Raw genomic sequence first — 16,116 nt, forward strand, 5'->3', positions numbered from 1 at the left:
TGACATTTGGGGGGGCCGCGCCCCGCCCGCCCCCGGGCCGATCCACTGTTCACCTGTGCGGGGGACCCCCGCGTCGAAGGACCTACACCGATGTCTTCTGGCTCCGGCTCCGGCCTCGCCTACTTCCTGATCCTGGGACTGCCGTTCCTGCTCCTCCTCTGGATGTTCTTCACCCAGCGGAAGCGGGGGCAGCAGGTGCAGGCCCTCCAGGGCTCGCTCGCCGTCGGTGACGAGGTGGTCACCACCTCGGGTCTCTACGGCACCATCACCGCCCTCGACGAGAAGGTCGCGACCCTCGACGTCGGGAACGGCACGGTCCTGCGCTTCGACCGCCGGGCGATCGGCATGCGCGCGGGAGAGGTCTCCTGATGGCCGCCACCGCACCGCGCACCGCCGCGCGCCGCGCCCTGATCGGCCTGACGGCCCTGTGCGTGGCGCTCGGTGCCGTCCTCACCAGCTCGATCATCTGGAGCACCGGCCAGGCCACCCCGAAGCTCGGCCTCGACCTCGAGGGCGGGACGCAGATCATCCTGCAGCCGCGCAGCACCACCGGGCAGAAGCCCAGCGCCGCGCAGCTCGCGCAGGCCCGCGACATCATCGTCCAGCGCGTCGACTCCAACGGCGTCTCCGGCGCCGAGGTGACCACGCAGGGCGACGAGAACATCGTCGTGAGCATCCCCGAGATCCCGACCCAGGCCGTCCGCGACGCGATCAGCAAGTCCTCGCAGATGCAGTTCCGCCCGGTCCTGGCCGTCGGCCCCGGCAGCCCGCAGGCCGTCCCGACGCCGAGCGCGTCGCCGTCCGGCAGCCCCTCGCCGTCCGCGTCGCCCTCGGCCTCGCCGTCGGCGTCCTCCTCGGCAGGGTCGGCGAGCCCGTCCCCGAGCGCGACCTCCACGAGCAACGGCGCCGTCAACGACGCGCTGACCGCCGTCACCCCGACGCCCACCCCGACCGGGTCCGCCGCCGCCACGCCGAGCCCGAGCCCCAGCCCGAGCGCCTCCGGTGGCACGGGCACCACGCCCACCAAGGCCACCGACCTCGCGTGGATCACGCCCGAGATCCAGAAGGCCTACGACGACCTCAACTGCGCCACCCCCGAGTCGCGCGAGAACATCCAGGACGTCGACACCCAGCCCCTCGTCACGTGCGGTGTCGACGACGGCTTCAAGTACATCCTCGGCCCGGTCGTCGTCTCCGGTGACAAGATCAGCAACGCGACCGCCGGCTACAAGACCAACCAGCAGGGCGTCGCGACCAGCCAGGTCGAGATCGCGCTGTCCTTCAACGGCGAGGGGAGCAGCCAGTACGCGGCGATCAGCCGCGAGATGGTCACGCTGCCCTCGCCGCAGAACCAGCTGGCCGCGACCCTGGACTCCCAGGTCATCGTCGCGCCGCAGTTCAACGAGGCGATCCCCAACGGCCAGGCGAGCATCACCGGCAACTTCACCCTCGAGTCGGCCCGCTCCCTCGCCGACCAGCTGAAGTTCGGTGCGCTGCCGATCTCGTTCCAGGAGGCCTCGAGCGTCGACATCAGCCCGACCCTCGGGAGCGAGCAGCTGCGCTTCGGCTTCCTCGCGGGCCTGGTCGGCCTCGTCCTCGTCGTCGCCTACTCGATGGTCCAGTACCGGATGCTCGGGCTGGTGACGGTCAGCTCGATCGTCGTCGCGGGCCTGCTCACCTACCTGACCATCACGGTGCTCGGCTGGGCGCAGAACTACCGCCTCGACATGGCCGGTGTCACCGGCCTCATCGTGGCCATCGGGTTCACCGCCGACAGCTTCATCGTCTACTTCGAGCGGGTCCGCGACGAGCTGCGCGAGGGCCGGTCCCTCGCCAGCGCGGTCGAGACCGGGTGGAACCGCGCCAAGCGCACGGTCCTCATCGCCGACGGCGTCAACTTCCTCGCCGCGATCGTGCTCTACCTGCTGGCCAGCTCCAGCGTGCGCGGCTTCGCCTTCACCCTGGGCCTGACGACGCTCATCGACCTGCTCGTCGTCTTCTGGTTCACCCACCCGCTGCTCACGCTGCTCACCCGGGTGCCGTTCTTCCGCGACGGGCACCGCCTCTCCGGGCTCGACCCGCAGAAGTTGGGCGCCAAGACACGCACCTACGCGGGCCGGGGCCGGTGGAAGCCCGTCGCCCCGACCGCCACCCCCGAGACCGAAGGGAGCCGGGCATGAGCGTGGACTTCGCCGCCTTCGGCAACGACCTCTACACCGGCAAGCGGTCAGTGCCGGTGATCGCCCGCCGTCGCCGGTTCTACGCCGTCTCGATCGCCCTGATGCTCCTCGCCGGGCTGGCCCTCGCGGTCCAGCAGCTCAACCTGGGACTCGAGTTCCGGGGCGGCTCGGAGTTCCGGGTCGCCACCTCCTCGGCACCCTCGGACTACGAGCGGATCGCCCGCGACGCCGTCGGCGCCGCCGAGGACGAGAGCGGCGTCAACGTCACGCTCGTCGGCAACGGCACGGTGCGCGTGCAGACCGAGCGGCTGTCCGACGCCGAGAGCCAGGACGTCCGCGGCGACCTCGCCCGGGCCTTCGGGGTCCCGGAGCAGGACGTCAGCGGCACGTTCATCGGCCCGTCGTGGGGTGCCTCGGTCAGCGAGCAGGCCCTGCGGGCGCTCGTCATCTTCCTCATCGCCGTCGCGCTCGTGCTGAGCATCTACTTCCGGAACTGGAAGATGGCGCTCTCGGCGCTCATCACCCTCGTCCACGACCTCGTCATCACCATCGGCGTCTACGCGCTGTCCGGCTTCGAGGTCTCACCGGCGACGATGATCGGCTTCCTCACCGTCCTCGGCTACAGCCTCTACGACACCGTCGTCGTGTTCGACAAGGTCCGCGAGAACACCACCGAGGCGTTCGCCAACGGGCGGATGACCTACGGGCAGGCGGCCAACCTCGCCGTCAACCAGACGATGGTCCGCTCGATCAACACGACCGTCATCGGGCTCCTGCCCATCCTGGCCGTGCTCGTCGTCGGTGCGCTCTTCCTCGGCCCCGGCGTCCTGCTCGACCTCTCGCTCGTGCTCTTCGTCGGCATCTTCATCGGGGCCTACTCCTCGATCTTCATCGCGACCCCGCTCCTCGTGTCGCTGCGGAGCAAGGACCCCCGGGTCATCGAGCTCGAGAAGAAGGCCACGCGCCACCAGGCCCGCGTGGCCAAGGACGCCCGCGCCTCCGAGCCGGTGCCGGGCGAGGACGGCGCGGCCCCGGTCCCCGCGGGCTCGGTGCCGGGCGCTGCCGCCGACCGCGAGGAGGGCGCCACGCTCACCGGACGTGCGGTGCACCAGTACGCCCGCTCCGGCCCGCGCAACCAGCCGAAGCGCCCGCCGAAGTCCAAGCGGTAGCCGGTGGCCCCCACGCTCCCGAGCGTCGACCAGGTCGTCGCCGCCTCGCTGCGCGACGTCCCCGACTTCCCGCAGCCGGGTGTCGTCTTCAAGGACATCACCCCGCTGCTCGCCGACCCGGTGGCCTTCGCCCGGGTCGTCGAGGGGCTGGCCGAGGGCCGGCGCGGCGAGGTCGACCTCGTGGCGGGCGTCGAGGCCCGCGGGTTCGTCGTCGGGGCCGCGCTGGCCCACGCGATGGGCGTCGGCTTCGTCCCGGTGCGCAAGGCCGGCAAGCTGCCCGGCGACACCGTGAGCGCCACCTACGACCTCGAGTACGGGAGCGCGACCATCGAGGTCCACGCCGACGCCGTGGCCGCGGGGGAGCGCGTCCTGCTCGTCGACGACGTGCTGGCCACCGGTGGCACCGCGCTGGCCGCGTGGGAGCTGCTCGAGCGGGTCGGCGCCACGGTCGTCGGCTTCGACTGCGTCGTCGAGCTCGCCTTCCTGGGCGGCCGCGACCGCCTCGCGTCCCGCCCCGTGCGGGCGCTGCACGTCGTCCCCTGACGCGCGACTAGACTCCGTGCATGGCGGAGCACACGACGGCCGCCACCCCGGGGAACGCCGCTGCCGGGGTGGGTTCCCGGGCCAGGGCACGAGCGGCCCTCGCGCGGGTCGGGCGCGCGCGCACCCCCGGGCACCCGGTCCTGGAGCCGCTGCTCCAGATCGTCCGGCAGACCCACCCGAAGGCCGACGTCGAGCTCGTCGAGCGCGCCTACGCCGTCGCCGAGCGCGCCCACGAGGGGCAGAAGCGCCGCAGCGGCGACGACTACATCACCCACCCGCTCGCGGTCACCACCATCCTCGCCGAGCTGGGCATGACGCCCACGACCCTCGCCGCCGCGCTGCTGCACGACACCGTCGAGGACACCGCGTACAGCCTCGAGGCGCTGCGCCGTGACTTCGGCGACGAGATCGCCATGCTCGTCGACGGCGTCACCAAGCTCGACAAGGTCACGTACGGGCAGGCCGCGCAGGCCGAGACGGTGCGCAAGATGGTCGTCGCGATGGCCCGCGACATCCGGGTGCTCGTCATCAAGCTCGCCGACCGGCTCCACAACGCCCGCACCTGGCGCTACGTCAGCCAGGAGAGCGCGCAGCGCAAGGCCAAGGAGACCCTCGAGATCTACGCCCCGCTGGCGCACCGGCTGGGCATGAACACCATCAAGTGGGAGCTCGAGGACCTCTCGTTCCAGACCCTCTACCCGAAGGTCTACGACGAGATCGTCCGGCTCGTCGCCGAGCGCGCGCCGGCCCGCGAGGAGTACCTCGCCCAGGTGCGTGACGAGGTCGGCTCGGACCTGCGCGCCGCGAAGATCAAGGCCACGGTCACGGGTCGCCCGAAGCACTACTACTCCGTGTACCAGAAGATGATCGTCGGGGGCCGCGACTTCGAGCAGATCTACGACCTCGTCGCCGTCCGCGTCCTCGTCGACACCGTCCGCGACTGCTACGCCGCACTCGGCGCGCTGCACGCCCGGTGGAACCCGGTGCCGGGGCGGTTCAAGGACTACATCGCGATGCCGAAGTTCAACATGTACCAGTCGCTGCACACGACGGTCATCGGCCCCGAGGGCAAGGCCGTCGAGATCCAGATCCGCACCAACACGATGCACCGCCGCGCCGAGTACGGCGTCGCCGCGCACTGGAAGTACAAGGAGGACCCGGCGGCCAAGGGCGGACCGAAGGTGCCCGGCGCCGAGGCCCGCGACGGCCAGACCGGGCCGGTCAACGACATGGCCTGGCTGCGCCAGCTCCTCGACTGGCAGAAGGAGACCTCCGACCCCGGCGAGTTCCTCGAGTCGCTGCGCTTCGAGATCACCGCCAGCGAGGTCTACGTCTTCACGCCCAAGGGCCAGCTCGTGGGCCTGCCGGCCGGTGCCACGCCCGTCGACTTCGCCTACGCCGTGCACACCGAGGTGGGCCACCACTGCATCGGCGCCCGGGTCAACGGCCGCCTGGTTCCGTTGGAGAGCCGGCTCGACAACGGTGACGTCGTCGACGTGCTCACCTCCAAGGCCGACTCCGCCGGACCCTCGCGCGACTGGCTGAACTTCGTGCGCTCCGCGCGGGCCCGCAACAAGATCAAGCACTGGTTCACCAAGGAACGCCGCGAGGAGATGATCGAGGAGGGCAAGGAGGCGCTGGCCAAGGCCATGCGCAAGCAGGGGCTGCCGCTGCAGCGCCTCACCTCCGTCGAGTCCCTCACCGGTGTCGCCGAGGAGCTGCGCCACCCCGGCATCGACGCGCTCTACGCCGCCGTCGGCGAGGGGCACGTCTCGGCGCAGCACGTCGTCTCCCGGCTCGTCGCCTCGGTGGGGGGCGAGGAGGGTGCCAGCGAGGACATCGCCGAGGCCACCTCGCCGGTGCTCAGCCGCCCCCGCTCGCGCCGCTCCGGCGACCCCGGGGTCGTCGTCAAGGACATGTCCGACGTCTGGGTGAAGCTGGCCCGGTGCTGCACCCCGGTGCCCGGCGACGAGATCCTCGGCTTCGTCACCCGCGGCAACGGGGTCTCGGTCCACCGCCGCGACTGCACCAACGCCGCGTCGCTGCTCGCCCAGCCGGACAAGATCATCGAGGTCGAGTGGGCGCCGACCTCGGCGAGCCTGTTCCTCGTCCAGCTGCAGGTCGAGGCCCTCGACCGCTCGCGCCTGCTCTCCGACGTCACCCGCGTCATCTCCGACCACGGGGTGAACATCCTGTCCGCCTCGGTGCAGACCTCCCGCGACCGCGTGGCCATCCTCCGGTTCACCTTCGAGATGGGCGACCCCGGGCACCTCGGGCACGTCATCCGCGCCGTGCAGAACGTCGACGGCGTCCTCGACGCCGAGCGCGTCACCGGCGGGCGCCGCGACGCCTGAGTGCCAGGGTCCGCCGCGGCTCAGCGCTGCTGGGGCAGGCGGCGCAGCAGCATCGTCACGTAGACGTCGGCGATGTCCTCGGGCCGGTCGACCGTGAAGACCGCCGCTCCGCCCCCGCCGGCCGTGGGCACGGCCCGGGCGACGGGCCCCAGGGTCTTCGCGTCGATGCCACCCAGGCCGATGAGCAGCACCGTGACGGGCCGCTTCGGGTCGGCGACCTTCGCCAGCCGGGACCGCAGCTGCGCCAGGCTCAGGCCGCCCGAGGTGTCGTCGTTGACGCCGTCGGTGAAGAGGACCATGAGGTTGACGGCCTGCGGGTCGTAGCCCTTCACCATCGCGGCGTACCCGGCGTCGACGGTGTCGTAAAGGCCGGTGTCGCCACCCAGGCGCGTCGGCAGGCTGCCCAGCGAGAACGCCAGCCGGGAGCGCTGGTCGGCGGACCCGAGCGGGCGCACCGGCTGCACCTGGGTCCAGTCGATGCGGCCGCGCTGGCGGGTGGAGAAGGTCCACAGGCCGACCGAGTTGTGGTCGGCGAGCAGCTGGTTGGCCCCGGACGAGGCCGCCGCGGCCACCTCGATGCGGGAGGCGCCACCGGCCGCCGCGGCACGCATCGAGCCGCTGGTGTCGATGATGTTGAGCAGCCGCGTGGGCCGCGCGATGGCCGCCCACATCTGCTGCGCGGCCTTGGCCTGGGCGGCGCCGGCGGCACCGGCGAGCGCGGCGGCCGGGGGAGCGCCCTCGACGACGGGAGAGGGGTCGGTGCGTGTCCGGAAGCCGGCGGCGCGCAGGATGCGCTGGCCCTCGGCGGAGCGGGCGGCGGCCACGAGCGCGTCAGCCGCTCCGGGCGCGGTGCGGGCGCTCGTGACGGCGGTGTACTCCAGGGCCGGCGTCGTCGAGGTGGCCCGCCGGACCGTGAGCCCGGCGACCTTGGCGCGGTACACCTGCTGCTCGGTCGTCGGGAAGATCGCGGCGTCGCCCGGGCCGGCGTGGCTGGTGAGCAGCGTGTCCTCGGGCACGACCCGGCTGAGCATCCCGCCCACCCGGGCCAGCGCCCCGCCCCGGCGGTTCGCCGGGAGCGTGTCGATCTCGCCGAAGCCCTCCATGAGGGTGAGGCTGCCGACGGTCGAGGTGGTGGGGTCGGGCATCCGGCTGTCCTCGGCGACGAGGGTCGCCGCCCAGGTGACCGGGTCCGGGGCCGTGAGACCCCGCGGGACGGCGAGCAGGACGGGCGTCGAGGCGAGCACCTCGCCGACGCTCACCCCCTGGCTCGTCGCGGCGACCTCGCGCGCGAGCGGCGCGGAGTCCGCCACCCAGACGTCCGGGGTGTCCGCGGCCGCGGTCTCGAAGCGGCGGGCGGTCGTGGTGGCCGGCTCGGCCGTCACCGTGACCTTCCAGCAGCCGCGGTCGAGGGTGCCGGCGACGGCCTCGAGCGGCTCGCGCATCGCGGTGGTCGTCGTGACCGTGACGTCCGTCGGGTCGACGCAGGAGGCGGCGGCCGCGGCCGGTTCGGCCCCGGGGCCGAGCCGCTCCCACGCCTGCCAGCCCCCGACGCCGGCGACGACGAGCAGCCCGACGGCGACCCCTGCCACCGTGGTGCGGGCGCGGTCGACCGCACCCCCGTGTCGACCCATCAGCCCCTACCTTCCGTGACCGGACGCACAGCGGGCCCCATCCTGCACGAGCGGGGCCCCCGGCGCGAGGGTCTGGCGGAGGGACCTACGTCTCAGCCGCCGAACTCGTCGAGCCCGGCACGGGCCTGGGCCAGCCACTCCTGCTGGGAGGCGAGCCGCTCGCGGGCCGCGGTGGCCTTGACCTCGTTGCCGGCGGCCTCGGCCTTGGCGACCTCGGCCTCGGCCTTGGCGACGGCGGCCTCGAGCTGGTCGACCATGCTCTGCGCGCGGGCCGACAGCTCGGGGTTGGTGGCCTTCCAGCGCTGCTCGTCGGCCTCGCGCACGGCGGTCTCGACGCGGCGCAGCCGCTTCTCGACCCGCTCGAGGTCGGCGCGCGGGACCTTGCCGGCGGCCTCCCAGCGGTCCTGGACACCGCGCAGGGAGGCCTTGGCGGCCTCGATGTCGGTGACCGGGAGGATGGCCTCGGCCTCGACGAGGATCTCCTCCTTGACGGCGAGGTTGGCGCGGAACGCCTCGTCCTCGACCGCGGCCGCGGCGTCCTTGGCGGTGAAGAACGCGTCCTGGGCGGCGCGGAAGCGCTCCCAGAGGGCGTCGTCGTCGGCGCGCGAGGCCCGGCCGGCGCGGCGCCAGCGGTCCATCAGCTGCTTGTAGGCGCGGGCGGTGGGGCCCCAGTCGGTGCTGCCGGCGAGGGCCTCGGCCTCGGCGACGAGCGACTCCTTGGCCGAGCGGGCCTCGCCCCGGGTGGACTCGAGCTCGGCGAACCACGCGCGGCGGGCCTTGTCGAACCCGTTGCGGGCGTGGCTGAAGCGCTGCCAGAGCGCGGTCTCGGTGGGCTTGTCGAGCTTGGCCCCGGCGCGCTGCGCCTGCTTCCACTGGTCGAGGAGCGCGCGCATCCGCTCGCCGCTCTGCTTCCACTGGGTGCTGCCGGGCGGCTGGGCGGCGATGGTCTCGGCCTCGGCGACGATGGCCTCACGGGCGGTCGCGGCCTCGGCCCGAGCGGCCTTGCGGTGCTCGGCCTCCTCGGCGCGCTTGGTGGCCAGGCCCGCCTCGACCCGCTCGACGGTGGCGTGCAGCGCCGCGAGGTCGCCGACCACGTTGGCCTGCTCGACGTGCTCCTTGAGCGTGGTCAGCCCGTCGGCGACCTCCTTGGCGGAGACCTCGGGGTTGGCCAGCCGGGCCTCGAGGAGGTCCGCGGAGGCGGCGAGCTCGTCGTACTTGCGGGCGAAGTACTGGAGCGCCTCGTCCGGGGTGGCGTCGGGGTAGGCGCCGACCTCGCGCTCCTCGTCACCGACCGTGACGAAGACGTGTCCGTTCTCGTCGACCCGGCCGAAGCGGGCCGACTCGGAGTGCGCGACCACGGCGGGCGCGGCGACGGGTCGGGGTGCGACCCGGCCGGCGAGCGCGGCGGGGGAGGGCACGGGCGGGCGGGGCGTGGGCTTGTCCTCGGACACGGTCAGGACTTCTCCTCGGTGACAGCAACGCTGAGGATGCTGATCGGTGCGGCGGGCGGGCCGTCGTCGGGCGATGTGTCGTTCGGCGCCACCCCCTGGGCGGCGACCTTGTCGACGATATCCAACCCGGAGGTCACCGTGCCGAACACCGTGTACCCGTCGGGGTCCGGGAGGCTGGACTTCCCGTAGACGATGAAGAACTGCCCGCCGTTGCCCTTCTTCGGGTCGTTGGTGCGGGCCATCGCCAGGGTGCCGCGCTCGTAGGTGCCGTCCTTCGGGGCGTTCTCGACGCCGAAGCCGTACCCGGGGGTGCCCTGGCCGGTGCCGGTGGGGTCGCCGCACTGGAGCACCTTGAGCGGCGCCGCCGTCGTGAGGCGGTGACAGGGGGAGTCCTTCCAGTACTGCTGCTGGGCCAGCTGGAGGAAGGACGCGACCGCCTGCGGGGCCTTGGTGCCGTCGAGGCGCAGGACGATGTCGCCGCAGTTCGTGCTCAGCGTCGCCTTGTACGTCTTCCCGGCGGCCGTCTTCGCGGACGGGAGGTCGAGCTCGGCGGCCGTGCCGAGGGGCTTCGGCGGCAGCTCGCAGCCGGCGAGGGTGGTGGAGGCGGTCGACGGCGTCGACGACGCGCCGGGGGTCGGCGAGCCGCCCACGGTGACGCCGAGGACGGCCGTGCCGGCGACGACGGCGAGCACGACCCCGACCACGGCGAGCACGCGCAGGCGCCTGGCCCGGTCCTGGCTCCGCTGGGCGGTGCGGGCCTGCTGCTTCTCCCAGCGCCGGCGGGCGCGGGCTCGTTCCTGCTTCCTGGTCACCCCGAGGTCCTTCGTCGTCGTCGTCGAACGCACAGCGGCGCCCAGTGTAGGCATCGCTCCCCGTTAGGCTCGCGCCCGTGCTCGCCGTCGCCTTCCCCGCCGCCGCCTTCGGGACCAACTGCTACGTCCTGGCCACCGGCCCGGGCGAGGAGTGCCTCGTCGTCGACCCGGGCATCGGGGTCGAGGACACGCTGCGCTCGGTCCTCGAGGAGCACCGGCTGCGGCCGGCCGCGGTCCTGCTCACCCACGGACACCTCGACCACGTGTACTCGGTGACGCCGGTCTGCGGCGGGACCACCGCGGCCTACATCCACGCGGACGACGGCTACCGCCTCGCCGACCCGCTGGCCTCGATGGACCCCGGCACCGTCGCGATGCTCGAGGCGCAGTTCGGGCAGAAGGCGACCTGGCGCGAGCCCGAGACCGTGGTCGAGGTGGCCGACCGTGCGCGCCTCGAGCTCGCCGGGCTGACCCTCGACGTCCTGCACGCCCCGGGCCACACCGAGGGGTCGGCGATGTTCGCCCTCGACACCGTTCCCGACGGCCTGCCCGCCGACGAGGGGCTGGACCGCACCGTCGTCTCCGGCGACGTCCTCTTCGCCGGCTCGATCGGGCGCACCGACCTCGCGGGCGGCGACCACGCCGCGATGCAGCGCTCGCTGCGCGACGTCGTCCTGCCGCTGCCCGACTCCACGTTCGTGCTCACCGGCCACGGCCCGGCGACGACCATCGGCCGCGAGCGGGCGAGCAACCCGTACCTGCGAGGATTGGGCGCGTGACGCCCCCCGCCGAGAAGGTGACCCCGATCTCGGGGTTCCCCGAGCTCCTGCCCGCCGAGCGGCTCCTCGAGCTGCACTTCCTCGACACCGTCCGCGAGGTCTTCGAGCTGCACGGGTTCGCGCCCCTGGAGACCCGGGCCGTGGAGCCGGTGGGCCGCCTGCTCGGCAAGGGTGGTGACGCCGACAAGGAGATCTACGGCGTGCACCGGCTGGCCGGCGAGGACAGCGGCCGGGAGTCCGACCTCGGGCTGCACTTCGACCTGACCGTGCCGTTCGCGCGCTACGTGCTCGAGAACGCCGGGAAGCTGTCCTTCCCGTTCCGGCGCTACCAGGTGCAGAAGGTCTGGCGCGGCGAGCGCCCCCAGGAGGGCCGCTTCCGCGAGTTCACCCAGGCCGACATCGACGTGGTCGACGTCGGCACGCTCGCGCCGCACTTCGAGGCCGAGATGCCGCTCGTCATCGCCGAGGCCTTCCGACGGCTCCCGGTGGGGGAGTTCCGCATCCAGGTCAACAACCGGCTCGTGCCCGAGGGGTTCTACCTCGGCATCGGGCTCACGGACGTCGCCGGCACGCTGCGCATCGTCGACAAGCTCGACAAGATCGGTCCCGAGAAGGTCGCCGCGCAGCTCGTCGAGGCGGGCGCCACCGACGAGCAGGCCCGGCTCTGCCTCGCGCTGGCCGACATCCGCTCCGCGGACCTGTCCTTCGTCGACGCGGTGCGGGCGCTCGGGGTGTCGCACCCGACGCTCGACGCGGGGCTCGAGGCGCTGGCAGCGGTCATCCGCACGGGTCTCGAGCGGGCGCCCGGCACGCTCGTCGCCGACCTGCGCATCGCCCGCGGCCTCGACTACTACACCGGCACCGTCTACGAGACCCAGCTCGTCGGCTCCGAGGACTGGGGCTCGGTCTGCTCCGGCGGGCGCTACGACTCGCTCGCCTCCGACGGGCGCACCACCTACCCCGGCGTCGGCATCTCGATCGGGCTGACCCGGCTCGTGCACCTGCTGGTGACCAAGCGGGGGCTCACGGCGTCGCGCTCGACGCCGGCGGCGGTGCTCGTGGCGGTGGTCGACGAGGAGTCGCGCACCCGCTCCGACGCCGTGGCCGCCGCGCTGCGGGCCCGGGGCGTGCCGTGCGAGGTCGCCCCCAGCGCAGCGAAGTTCGGCAAGCAGATCCGGTACGCCGACCGGCGCGGCATCCCGTTCGTCTGGTTCCCGGGGGCGGGGGAGTCCGGCGCCGACCAGGTCAAGGACATCCGCTCCGGCGACCAGGTCGACGCCGACGCCGCGACGTGGGCCTGCCCGCCCGAGGACCTGCGTCCCGGCATCGTCATGCCGCAAGCCTGACGCGGAGGCAGGCCATCATCGGGTCGAGGTGATGTCGGGCCGCCAGAGGTGCCTCTCTCACCTCGAACCGCGGGTGAGTCCTCAGGCCGGCGGAGGGCGCAGGCCGGACTCCTTGAGCTCGAGGATCGCCAGCGCCCGCACCACCTCGGGGTCGCCGCGCCGCCACGCGCCGGCGGGGTCGTCCGAGATGCGCGCCAGCCGGGTCATCGGCTGGTTCGCCATCGCCCGCAGCGCGAAGAGGTCGAGGTCGGGCGCGCCGTCGACGAACCGCTGGGCCGCCGTCGCCCGCCGGGCGAACCGCAGCCGCAGCACGAACCACGTCCCGAGCACGATGACCACCGGCGCCACGACGGTCGCGACCGACAGCACCGTGGCCAGCCGCTCGACGGCGGTCACGAGGTCCCGCCCGGCGGAGGCGAAGTCCTCACCCACCCCCGCCGCCGACCGGAACGGCGTCGCGATGCGGTCGGCGAGCAGGGGCAGGTCGTCGACCGAGTTGCCGGCGTCGGTCATCCGCCCGGTGAACCCGGTGCCGGCCGACTCCAGCTGCCGCCCGGGCGCCGCGAGCTGCAGCGTCGCCTCGTGGACCCACTGCGCCACCCGCACCCAGAGGTAGACCCACCCCACCATCGCGAGGTCGGCGACAACCTGGACGGTCCGCCGGGCGGGCAGGTCGCTGTAGAGCTTCACGGTGGTCTCCTGCGTGGTCGGGGCCGGTCGCGGTCGGCACTAGACTTCCATCGCGCTCCAGCCGGAGGCCGCCCCGCGGGCAGCGACGCCCCGGGACTCGACACGAGACAGGTCTGATATCCGTGAAGGTCGGCATCCCCACCGAGGTCAAGAACAACGAGTTCCGGGTCGGGATCACCCCGGTCGGCGTCCACGAGCTGGTCCGCCGCGGCCACGAGGTCCTCGTGCAGGAGGGCGCCGGGCTCGGCTCCTCCATCACCGACGACGAGTACGTGTCGCAGGGCGCGCGGATGGTCGGCGACGCCGACGAGCTGTGGGGCGCCTCCGACATGGTCATGAAGGTCAAGGAGCCGGTCGCCGAGGAGTACCACCGCCTCCGCGAGGGCCTGACCCTCTTCACCTACCTGCACCTCGCCGCCGACGAGCCGCTCACGAAGGAGCTCGTCGACAAGAAGGTCACCTCCATCGCCTACGAGACCGTCCAGCTGCCCTCGGGCCTGCTGCCCCTGCTCTACCCGATGTCCGAGGTCGCCGGCTGCCTCGCGCCCCAGGTGGGCGCGCACTCGATGATGAAGGCGCAGGGCGGTCGCGGCGTCCTCATGGGCGGCATCGGCGGCGTGGCCAACGCCAAGGTCGTCGTCCTCGGGGCCGGTGTCGCCGGCCAGAACGCGGCCAACATCGCGCTCGGGATGGGCGCCGACGTCACGCTCCTCGACACCGACCTCGACAAGCTGCGGATGAGCTTCTGGCGCTACGACAACCGCGTCGCCCAGATCGCGTCCTCGGCGATGTCGGTGCGCGAGCAGGTGCTCCAGGCCGACCTCGTCATCGGCACCGTCCTCATCCCGGGTGCCAAGGCCCCCAAGCTGGTCACCGACGAGATGGTCGCCCAGATGAAGCCCGGTTCGGTGCTCGTCGACGTCGCCATCGACCAGGGCGGCTGCTTCGAGAACTCGCGCCCGACCACGCACGCCGACCCGACCTTCCAGGTCCACGACTCGATCTACTACTGCGTGGCGAACATGCCCGGCGCGGTGCCCCACACCTCCACGTGGGCGCTGACCAACGCCACCCTGTCCTACGCCACGAAGCTCGCCGACCACGGCTGGCAGGAGGCCTCGCGCGCCGACCGCGCGCTGGCCCTCGGCCTCAACACGCACGCCGGCCACATCACCTACGGCGCCGTCGCCGAGGCCTTCGGCATGGAGAGCATCACCCTCGACGAGGCCCTCTCCTGACCGAGCCCACGAGCACGCCGGCGGCCCGCCCCACCCCCGTGGGGCGGGCCGTCGACGCGTGGCTGACCCACCTCGACGTCGAGCGCGGCGTCTCCCGGAACACGCTCGCCGCCTACCGCCGTGACCTCGCGAGGTGGACCGGGTACCTCGCGGCCGCCGGGGTGACCCGGCCCGAGGACGTCACGGAGGCGCACGTCACCGACTTCCTGGCCCGGCTGCGCGAGGGCGACGACGAGCACCGCCCGCTCGCGGCGAGCTCGGCCGCCCGGACCCTCGTCGCGGTGCGCGGGCTCCACCGCTTCCTCGCCCTCGAGGGGGTGCTCGACGCCGACCCCTCGCGTGACGTCGCGCCGCCGCGCACTCCCGACCGGCTGCCCAAGGCCATCGCGCTGGACGACGTCGAGCGGCTGCTCGCGGCGGCGTCGGTGGGGGACACCCCCGCCTCGCTGCGCGACCGCGCGCTGCTCGAGGTCCTGTACGGCACCGGCGCCCGCATCTCGGAGGCGGTCGGGCTCGACGTCGACGACCTCGACACCGAGGAGGGGGTGGTCCGGCTGCGGGGCAAGGGTGGCAAGGAGCGCATCGTGCCGCTGGGGTCCTACGCCCGCGAGGCGCTCTCGGCGTGGCTGGTCCGCGGCCGTCCGGCCCTTGCCGGCCAGGGCCGCGGCACGCCCGCGGTCTTCCTCGGCGTCCGCGGCGCCCGGCTCTCGCGGCAGAGCGCGTGGGCCGTCCTGCGTGCCGCCGCCGACCGGGCGCACCTCACCGGGCACCTCTCGCCCCACACCCTGCGGCACTCGTTCGCCACCCACCTGCTCGAGGGCGGGGCCGACGTCCGGGTCGTCCAGGAGCTGCTCGGCCACGCCTCGGTGACCACCACGCAGATCTACACGCGCGTCACCGTGCAGCAGCTGCGCGAGGTCTACGCCCAGAGCCACCCCCGGGCGCGGTGAGCGCGGGGACCGGCGGGCTCCGCTGATAGGGTCGGGCCCGATCAGCGAGAGGCTGACCGAGGCACGACCGGTACCGGGAGAGAGACGTTGGGCGAGACCGAGGCGGCGTTCCAGATCCGCATCGAGGGGCAGGTCGGGGCGACGGGTCGACCGTTGCCGGAGTTCCCCCTCCCCGCCCCGCTCGCGAGCCACGGGCCGGCGCGGATCATCGCCATGTGCAACCAGAAGGGCGGCGTCGGCAAGACGACGACCACCATCAACCTCGGGGCCGCCCTCGCCGAGCTGGGCCGGCGCGTCCTCCTCGTCGACTTCGACCCGCAGGGTGCCCTCTCGGTCGGTCTGGGCGTCAACGCCAACGAGCTCGACGTCACCGTCTACAACCTGCTCACCGAGCGCGGCCACGACGTCCGCGACGTCATCCGGCACACCAAGGTCGAGGGCCTGGACGTCCTCCCCGCGAACATCGACCTCTCCGCCGCCGAGGTCCAGCTCGTCGGTGAGGTCGCCCGCGAGCAGATCCTCGCCCGCGTGCTGCGGCCCGTCCTCGACGACTACGACGTCGTGATGGTCGACTGCCAGCCCTCGCTCGGCCTGCTCACCGTCAACGCCCTCACCGCGGCGCACGGCGTGATCATCCCGCTCGAGTGCGAGTTCTTCGCGATGCGCGGCGTCGCCCTGCTCGTCGAGACCATCGAGAAGATCACCGACCGGCTCAACCCCCGTCTGCAGGTCGACGGCATCCTCGCGACGATGTACGACGGGCGCACCCTGCACTCCAAGGAGGTCGTCGCCAGCGTCGTCGACCACTTCGGGGACCAGGTCTTCCACACGGTCATCTCGCGCACGGTGAAGTTCCCGGACGCCTCGCTCGCCGCGGAGCCGCTCACCACGTACGACGGGGCCCACAAGGGCGCGGAGGCCTACCGCCAGCTCGCCCGAGAGCTCATCGCCCGCGGCGGGGCGGCCTGACCCT

Annotated in this window: 14 protein-coding genes; 10 read left to right on the forward strand and 4 right to left on the reverse strand. The window is 73.2% G+C overall.

What is annotated here, in order from left to right; translation table 11 throughout:
* Positions 1–90: 90 nt before the first annotated feature.
* Genes yajC through ACQZ2A_RS00025 form a run of 5 tightly spaced genes read left to right on the forward strand, consistent with a single transcriptional unit; the run spans position 91 to position 6,246 of the window.
* Positions 91–369, forward strand: a complete 279-nt coding sequence (yajC, locus tag ACQZ2A_RS00005) for a preprotein translocase subunit YajC (protein WP_430206433.1) — start codon at positions 91–93, stop codon at positions 367–369.
* Entirely contained in the window at positions 369–2,180 is a 1,812-nt protein-coding gene (gene secD / locus ACQZ2A_RS00010; protein WP_430206434.1) for a protein translocase subunit SecD, read from the forward strand. The genes yajC and secD overlap by 1 nt, the downstream gene beginning before the upstream one ends.
* The gene (gene secF / locus ACQZ2A_RS00015; protein WP_430206435.1) at positions 2,177–3,349 is read left to right on the forward strand and encodes a protein translocase subunit SecF; all 1,173 of its coding nucleotides are present in this window, start codon (positions 2,177–2,179) and stop codon (positions 3,347–3,349) included. Before secD ends, secF begins: the two co-directional genes overlap by 4 nt.
* 3 nt (positions 3,350–3,352) lie before the next feature.
* Entirely contained in the window at positions 3,353–3,892 is a 540-nt protein-coding gene (locus ACQZ2A_RS00020) for an adenine phosphoribosyltransferase (RefSeq protein WP_430206436.1), read from the forward strand.
* A 20-nt stretch (positions 3,893–3,912) separates the two neighbouring features.
* A complete protein-coding gene (locus ACQZ2A_RS00025) occupies positions 3,913–6,246 on the forward strand; it encodes a RelA/SpoT family protein (RefSeq protein ID WP_430206437.1) in 2,334 nt (777 codons plus the stop codon).
* Between the two features lie 20 nt (positions 6,247–6,266).
* On the opposite strand, the gene ACQZ2A_RS00030 is transcribed toward ACQZ2A_RS00025, so the two are convergent.
* The 3 genes from ACQZ2A_RS00030 to ACQZ2A_RS00040 all read right to left on the reverse strand — a co-directional run bounded on the left by ACQZ2A_RS00030 (position 6,267) and on the right by ACQZ2A_RS00040 (position 10,140).
* Entirely contained in the window at positions 6,267–7,877 is a 1,611-nt protein-coding gene (locus tag ACQZ2A_RS00030) for a substrate-binding domain-containing protein (protein WP_430206438.1), read from the reverse strand.
* 92 nt (positions 7,878–7,969) lie between these two features.
* Positions 7,970–9,328, reverse strand: coding sequence for a DUF349 domain-containing protein (locus ACQZ2A_RS00035; protein WP_430206439.1), 1,359 nt, complete (start codon positions 9,326–9,328; stop codon positions 7,970–7,972).
* 2 nt (positions 9,329–9,330) lie between these two features.
* Positions 9,331–10,140 (reverse strand): peptidylprolyl isomerase, encoded by an 810-nt coding sequence (locus ACQZ2A_RS00040; protein WP_430206440.1) that lies wholly within the window; start codon positions 10,138–10,140, stop codon positions 9,331–9,333.
* Positions 10,141–10,217: 77 nt separating this feature from the next.
* On the opposite strand from ACQZ2A_RS00040, the gene ACQZ2A_RS00045 reads away from it, so the two are divergent.
* Positions 10,218–10,919, forward strand: a complete 702-nt coding sequence (locus ACQZ2A_RS00045) for an MBL fold metallo-hydrolase (RefSeq protein WP_430206441.1) — start codon at positions 10,218–10,220, stop codon at positions 10,917–10,919.
* Positions 10,916–12,265, forward strand: coding sequence for a histidine--tRNA ligase (gene hisS / locus ACQZ2A_RS00050; RefSeq protein WP_430206442.1), 1,350 nt, complete (start codon positions 10,916–10,918; stop codon positions 12,263–12,265). The genes ACQZ2A_RS00045 and hisS overlap by 4 nt, the downstream gene beginning before the upstream one ends.
* An 81-nt stretch (positions 12,266–12,346) precedes the next feature.
* Here hisS and ACQZ2A_RS00055 read toward each other — a convergent pair whose 3' ends face one another.
* Positions 12,347–12,955 (reverse strand): hypothetical protein, encoded by a 609-nt coding sequence (locus ACQZ2A_RS00055; protein ID WP_430206443.1) that lies wholly within the window; start codon positions 12,953–12,955, stop codon positions 12,347–12,349.
* A gap of 122 nt (positions 12,956–13,077) precedes the next feature.
* Here ACQZ2A_RS00055 and ald point away from each other — a divergent pair, with 122 nt between their 5' ends.
* The 3 genes from ald (at position 13,078) to ACQZ2A_RS00070 (ending at position 16,112) form a co-directional block, all read left to right on the forward strand.
* On the forward strand, positions 13,078–14,193 hold the full coding sequence (gene ald / locus ACQZ2A_RS00060; RefSeq protein ID WP_430206444.1) for an alanine dehydrogenase: 1,116 nt from the start codon (positions 13,078–13,080) through the stop codon (positions 14,191–14,193).
* A gap of 38 nt (positions 14,194–14,231) precedes the next feature.
* Positions 14,232–15,143, forward strand: coding sequence for a site-specific tyrosine recombinase XerD (gene xerD / locus ACQZ2A_RS00065; RefSeq protein ID WP_430206445.1), 912 nt, complete (start codon positions 14,232–14,234; stop codon positions 15,141–15,143).
* Between the two features lie 87 nt (positions 15,144–15,230).
* A complete protein-coding gene (locus ACQZ2A_RS00070) occupies positions 15,231–16,112 on the forward strand; it encodes a ParA family protein (protein WP_430206446.1) in 882 nt (293 codons plus the stop codon).
* Positions 16,113–16,116: the final 4 nt, after the last annotated feature.

The organism is Phycicoccus avicenniae, assembly GCF_050496545.1.
Lineage (GTDB): Bacteria > Actinomycetota > Actinomycetes > Actinomycetales > Dermatophilaceae > Phycicoccus > Phycicoccus avicenniae_A.

Coding starts and splice junctions, on each gene's coding strand:
- yajC (WP_430206433.1), top strand. CDS start 91: ATGTCTTCTGGCTCCGGCTCCGGCCTCGCCTACTTCCTGATCCTGGGA.
- secD (WP_430206434.1), top strand. CDS start 369: ATGGCCGCCACCGCACCGCGCACCGCCGCGCGCCGCGCCCTGATCGGC.
- secF (WP_430206435.1), top strand. CDS start 2,177: ATGAGCGTGGACTTCGCCGCCTTCGGCAACGACCTCTACACCGGCAAG.
- ACQZ2A_RS00025 (WP_430206437.1), top strand. CDS start 3,913: ATGGCGGAGCACACGACGGCCGCCACCCCGGGGAACGCCGCTGCCGGG.
- ACQZ2A_RS00030 (WP_430206438.1), bottom strand. CDS start 7,877: ATGGGTCGACACGGGGGTGCGGTCGACCGCGCCCGCACCACGGTGGCA.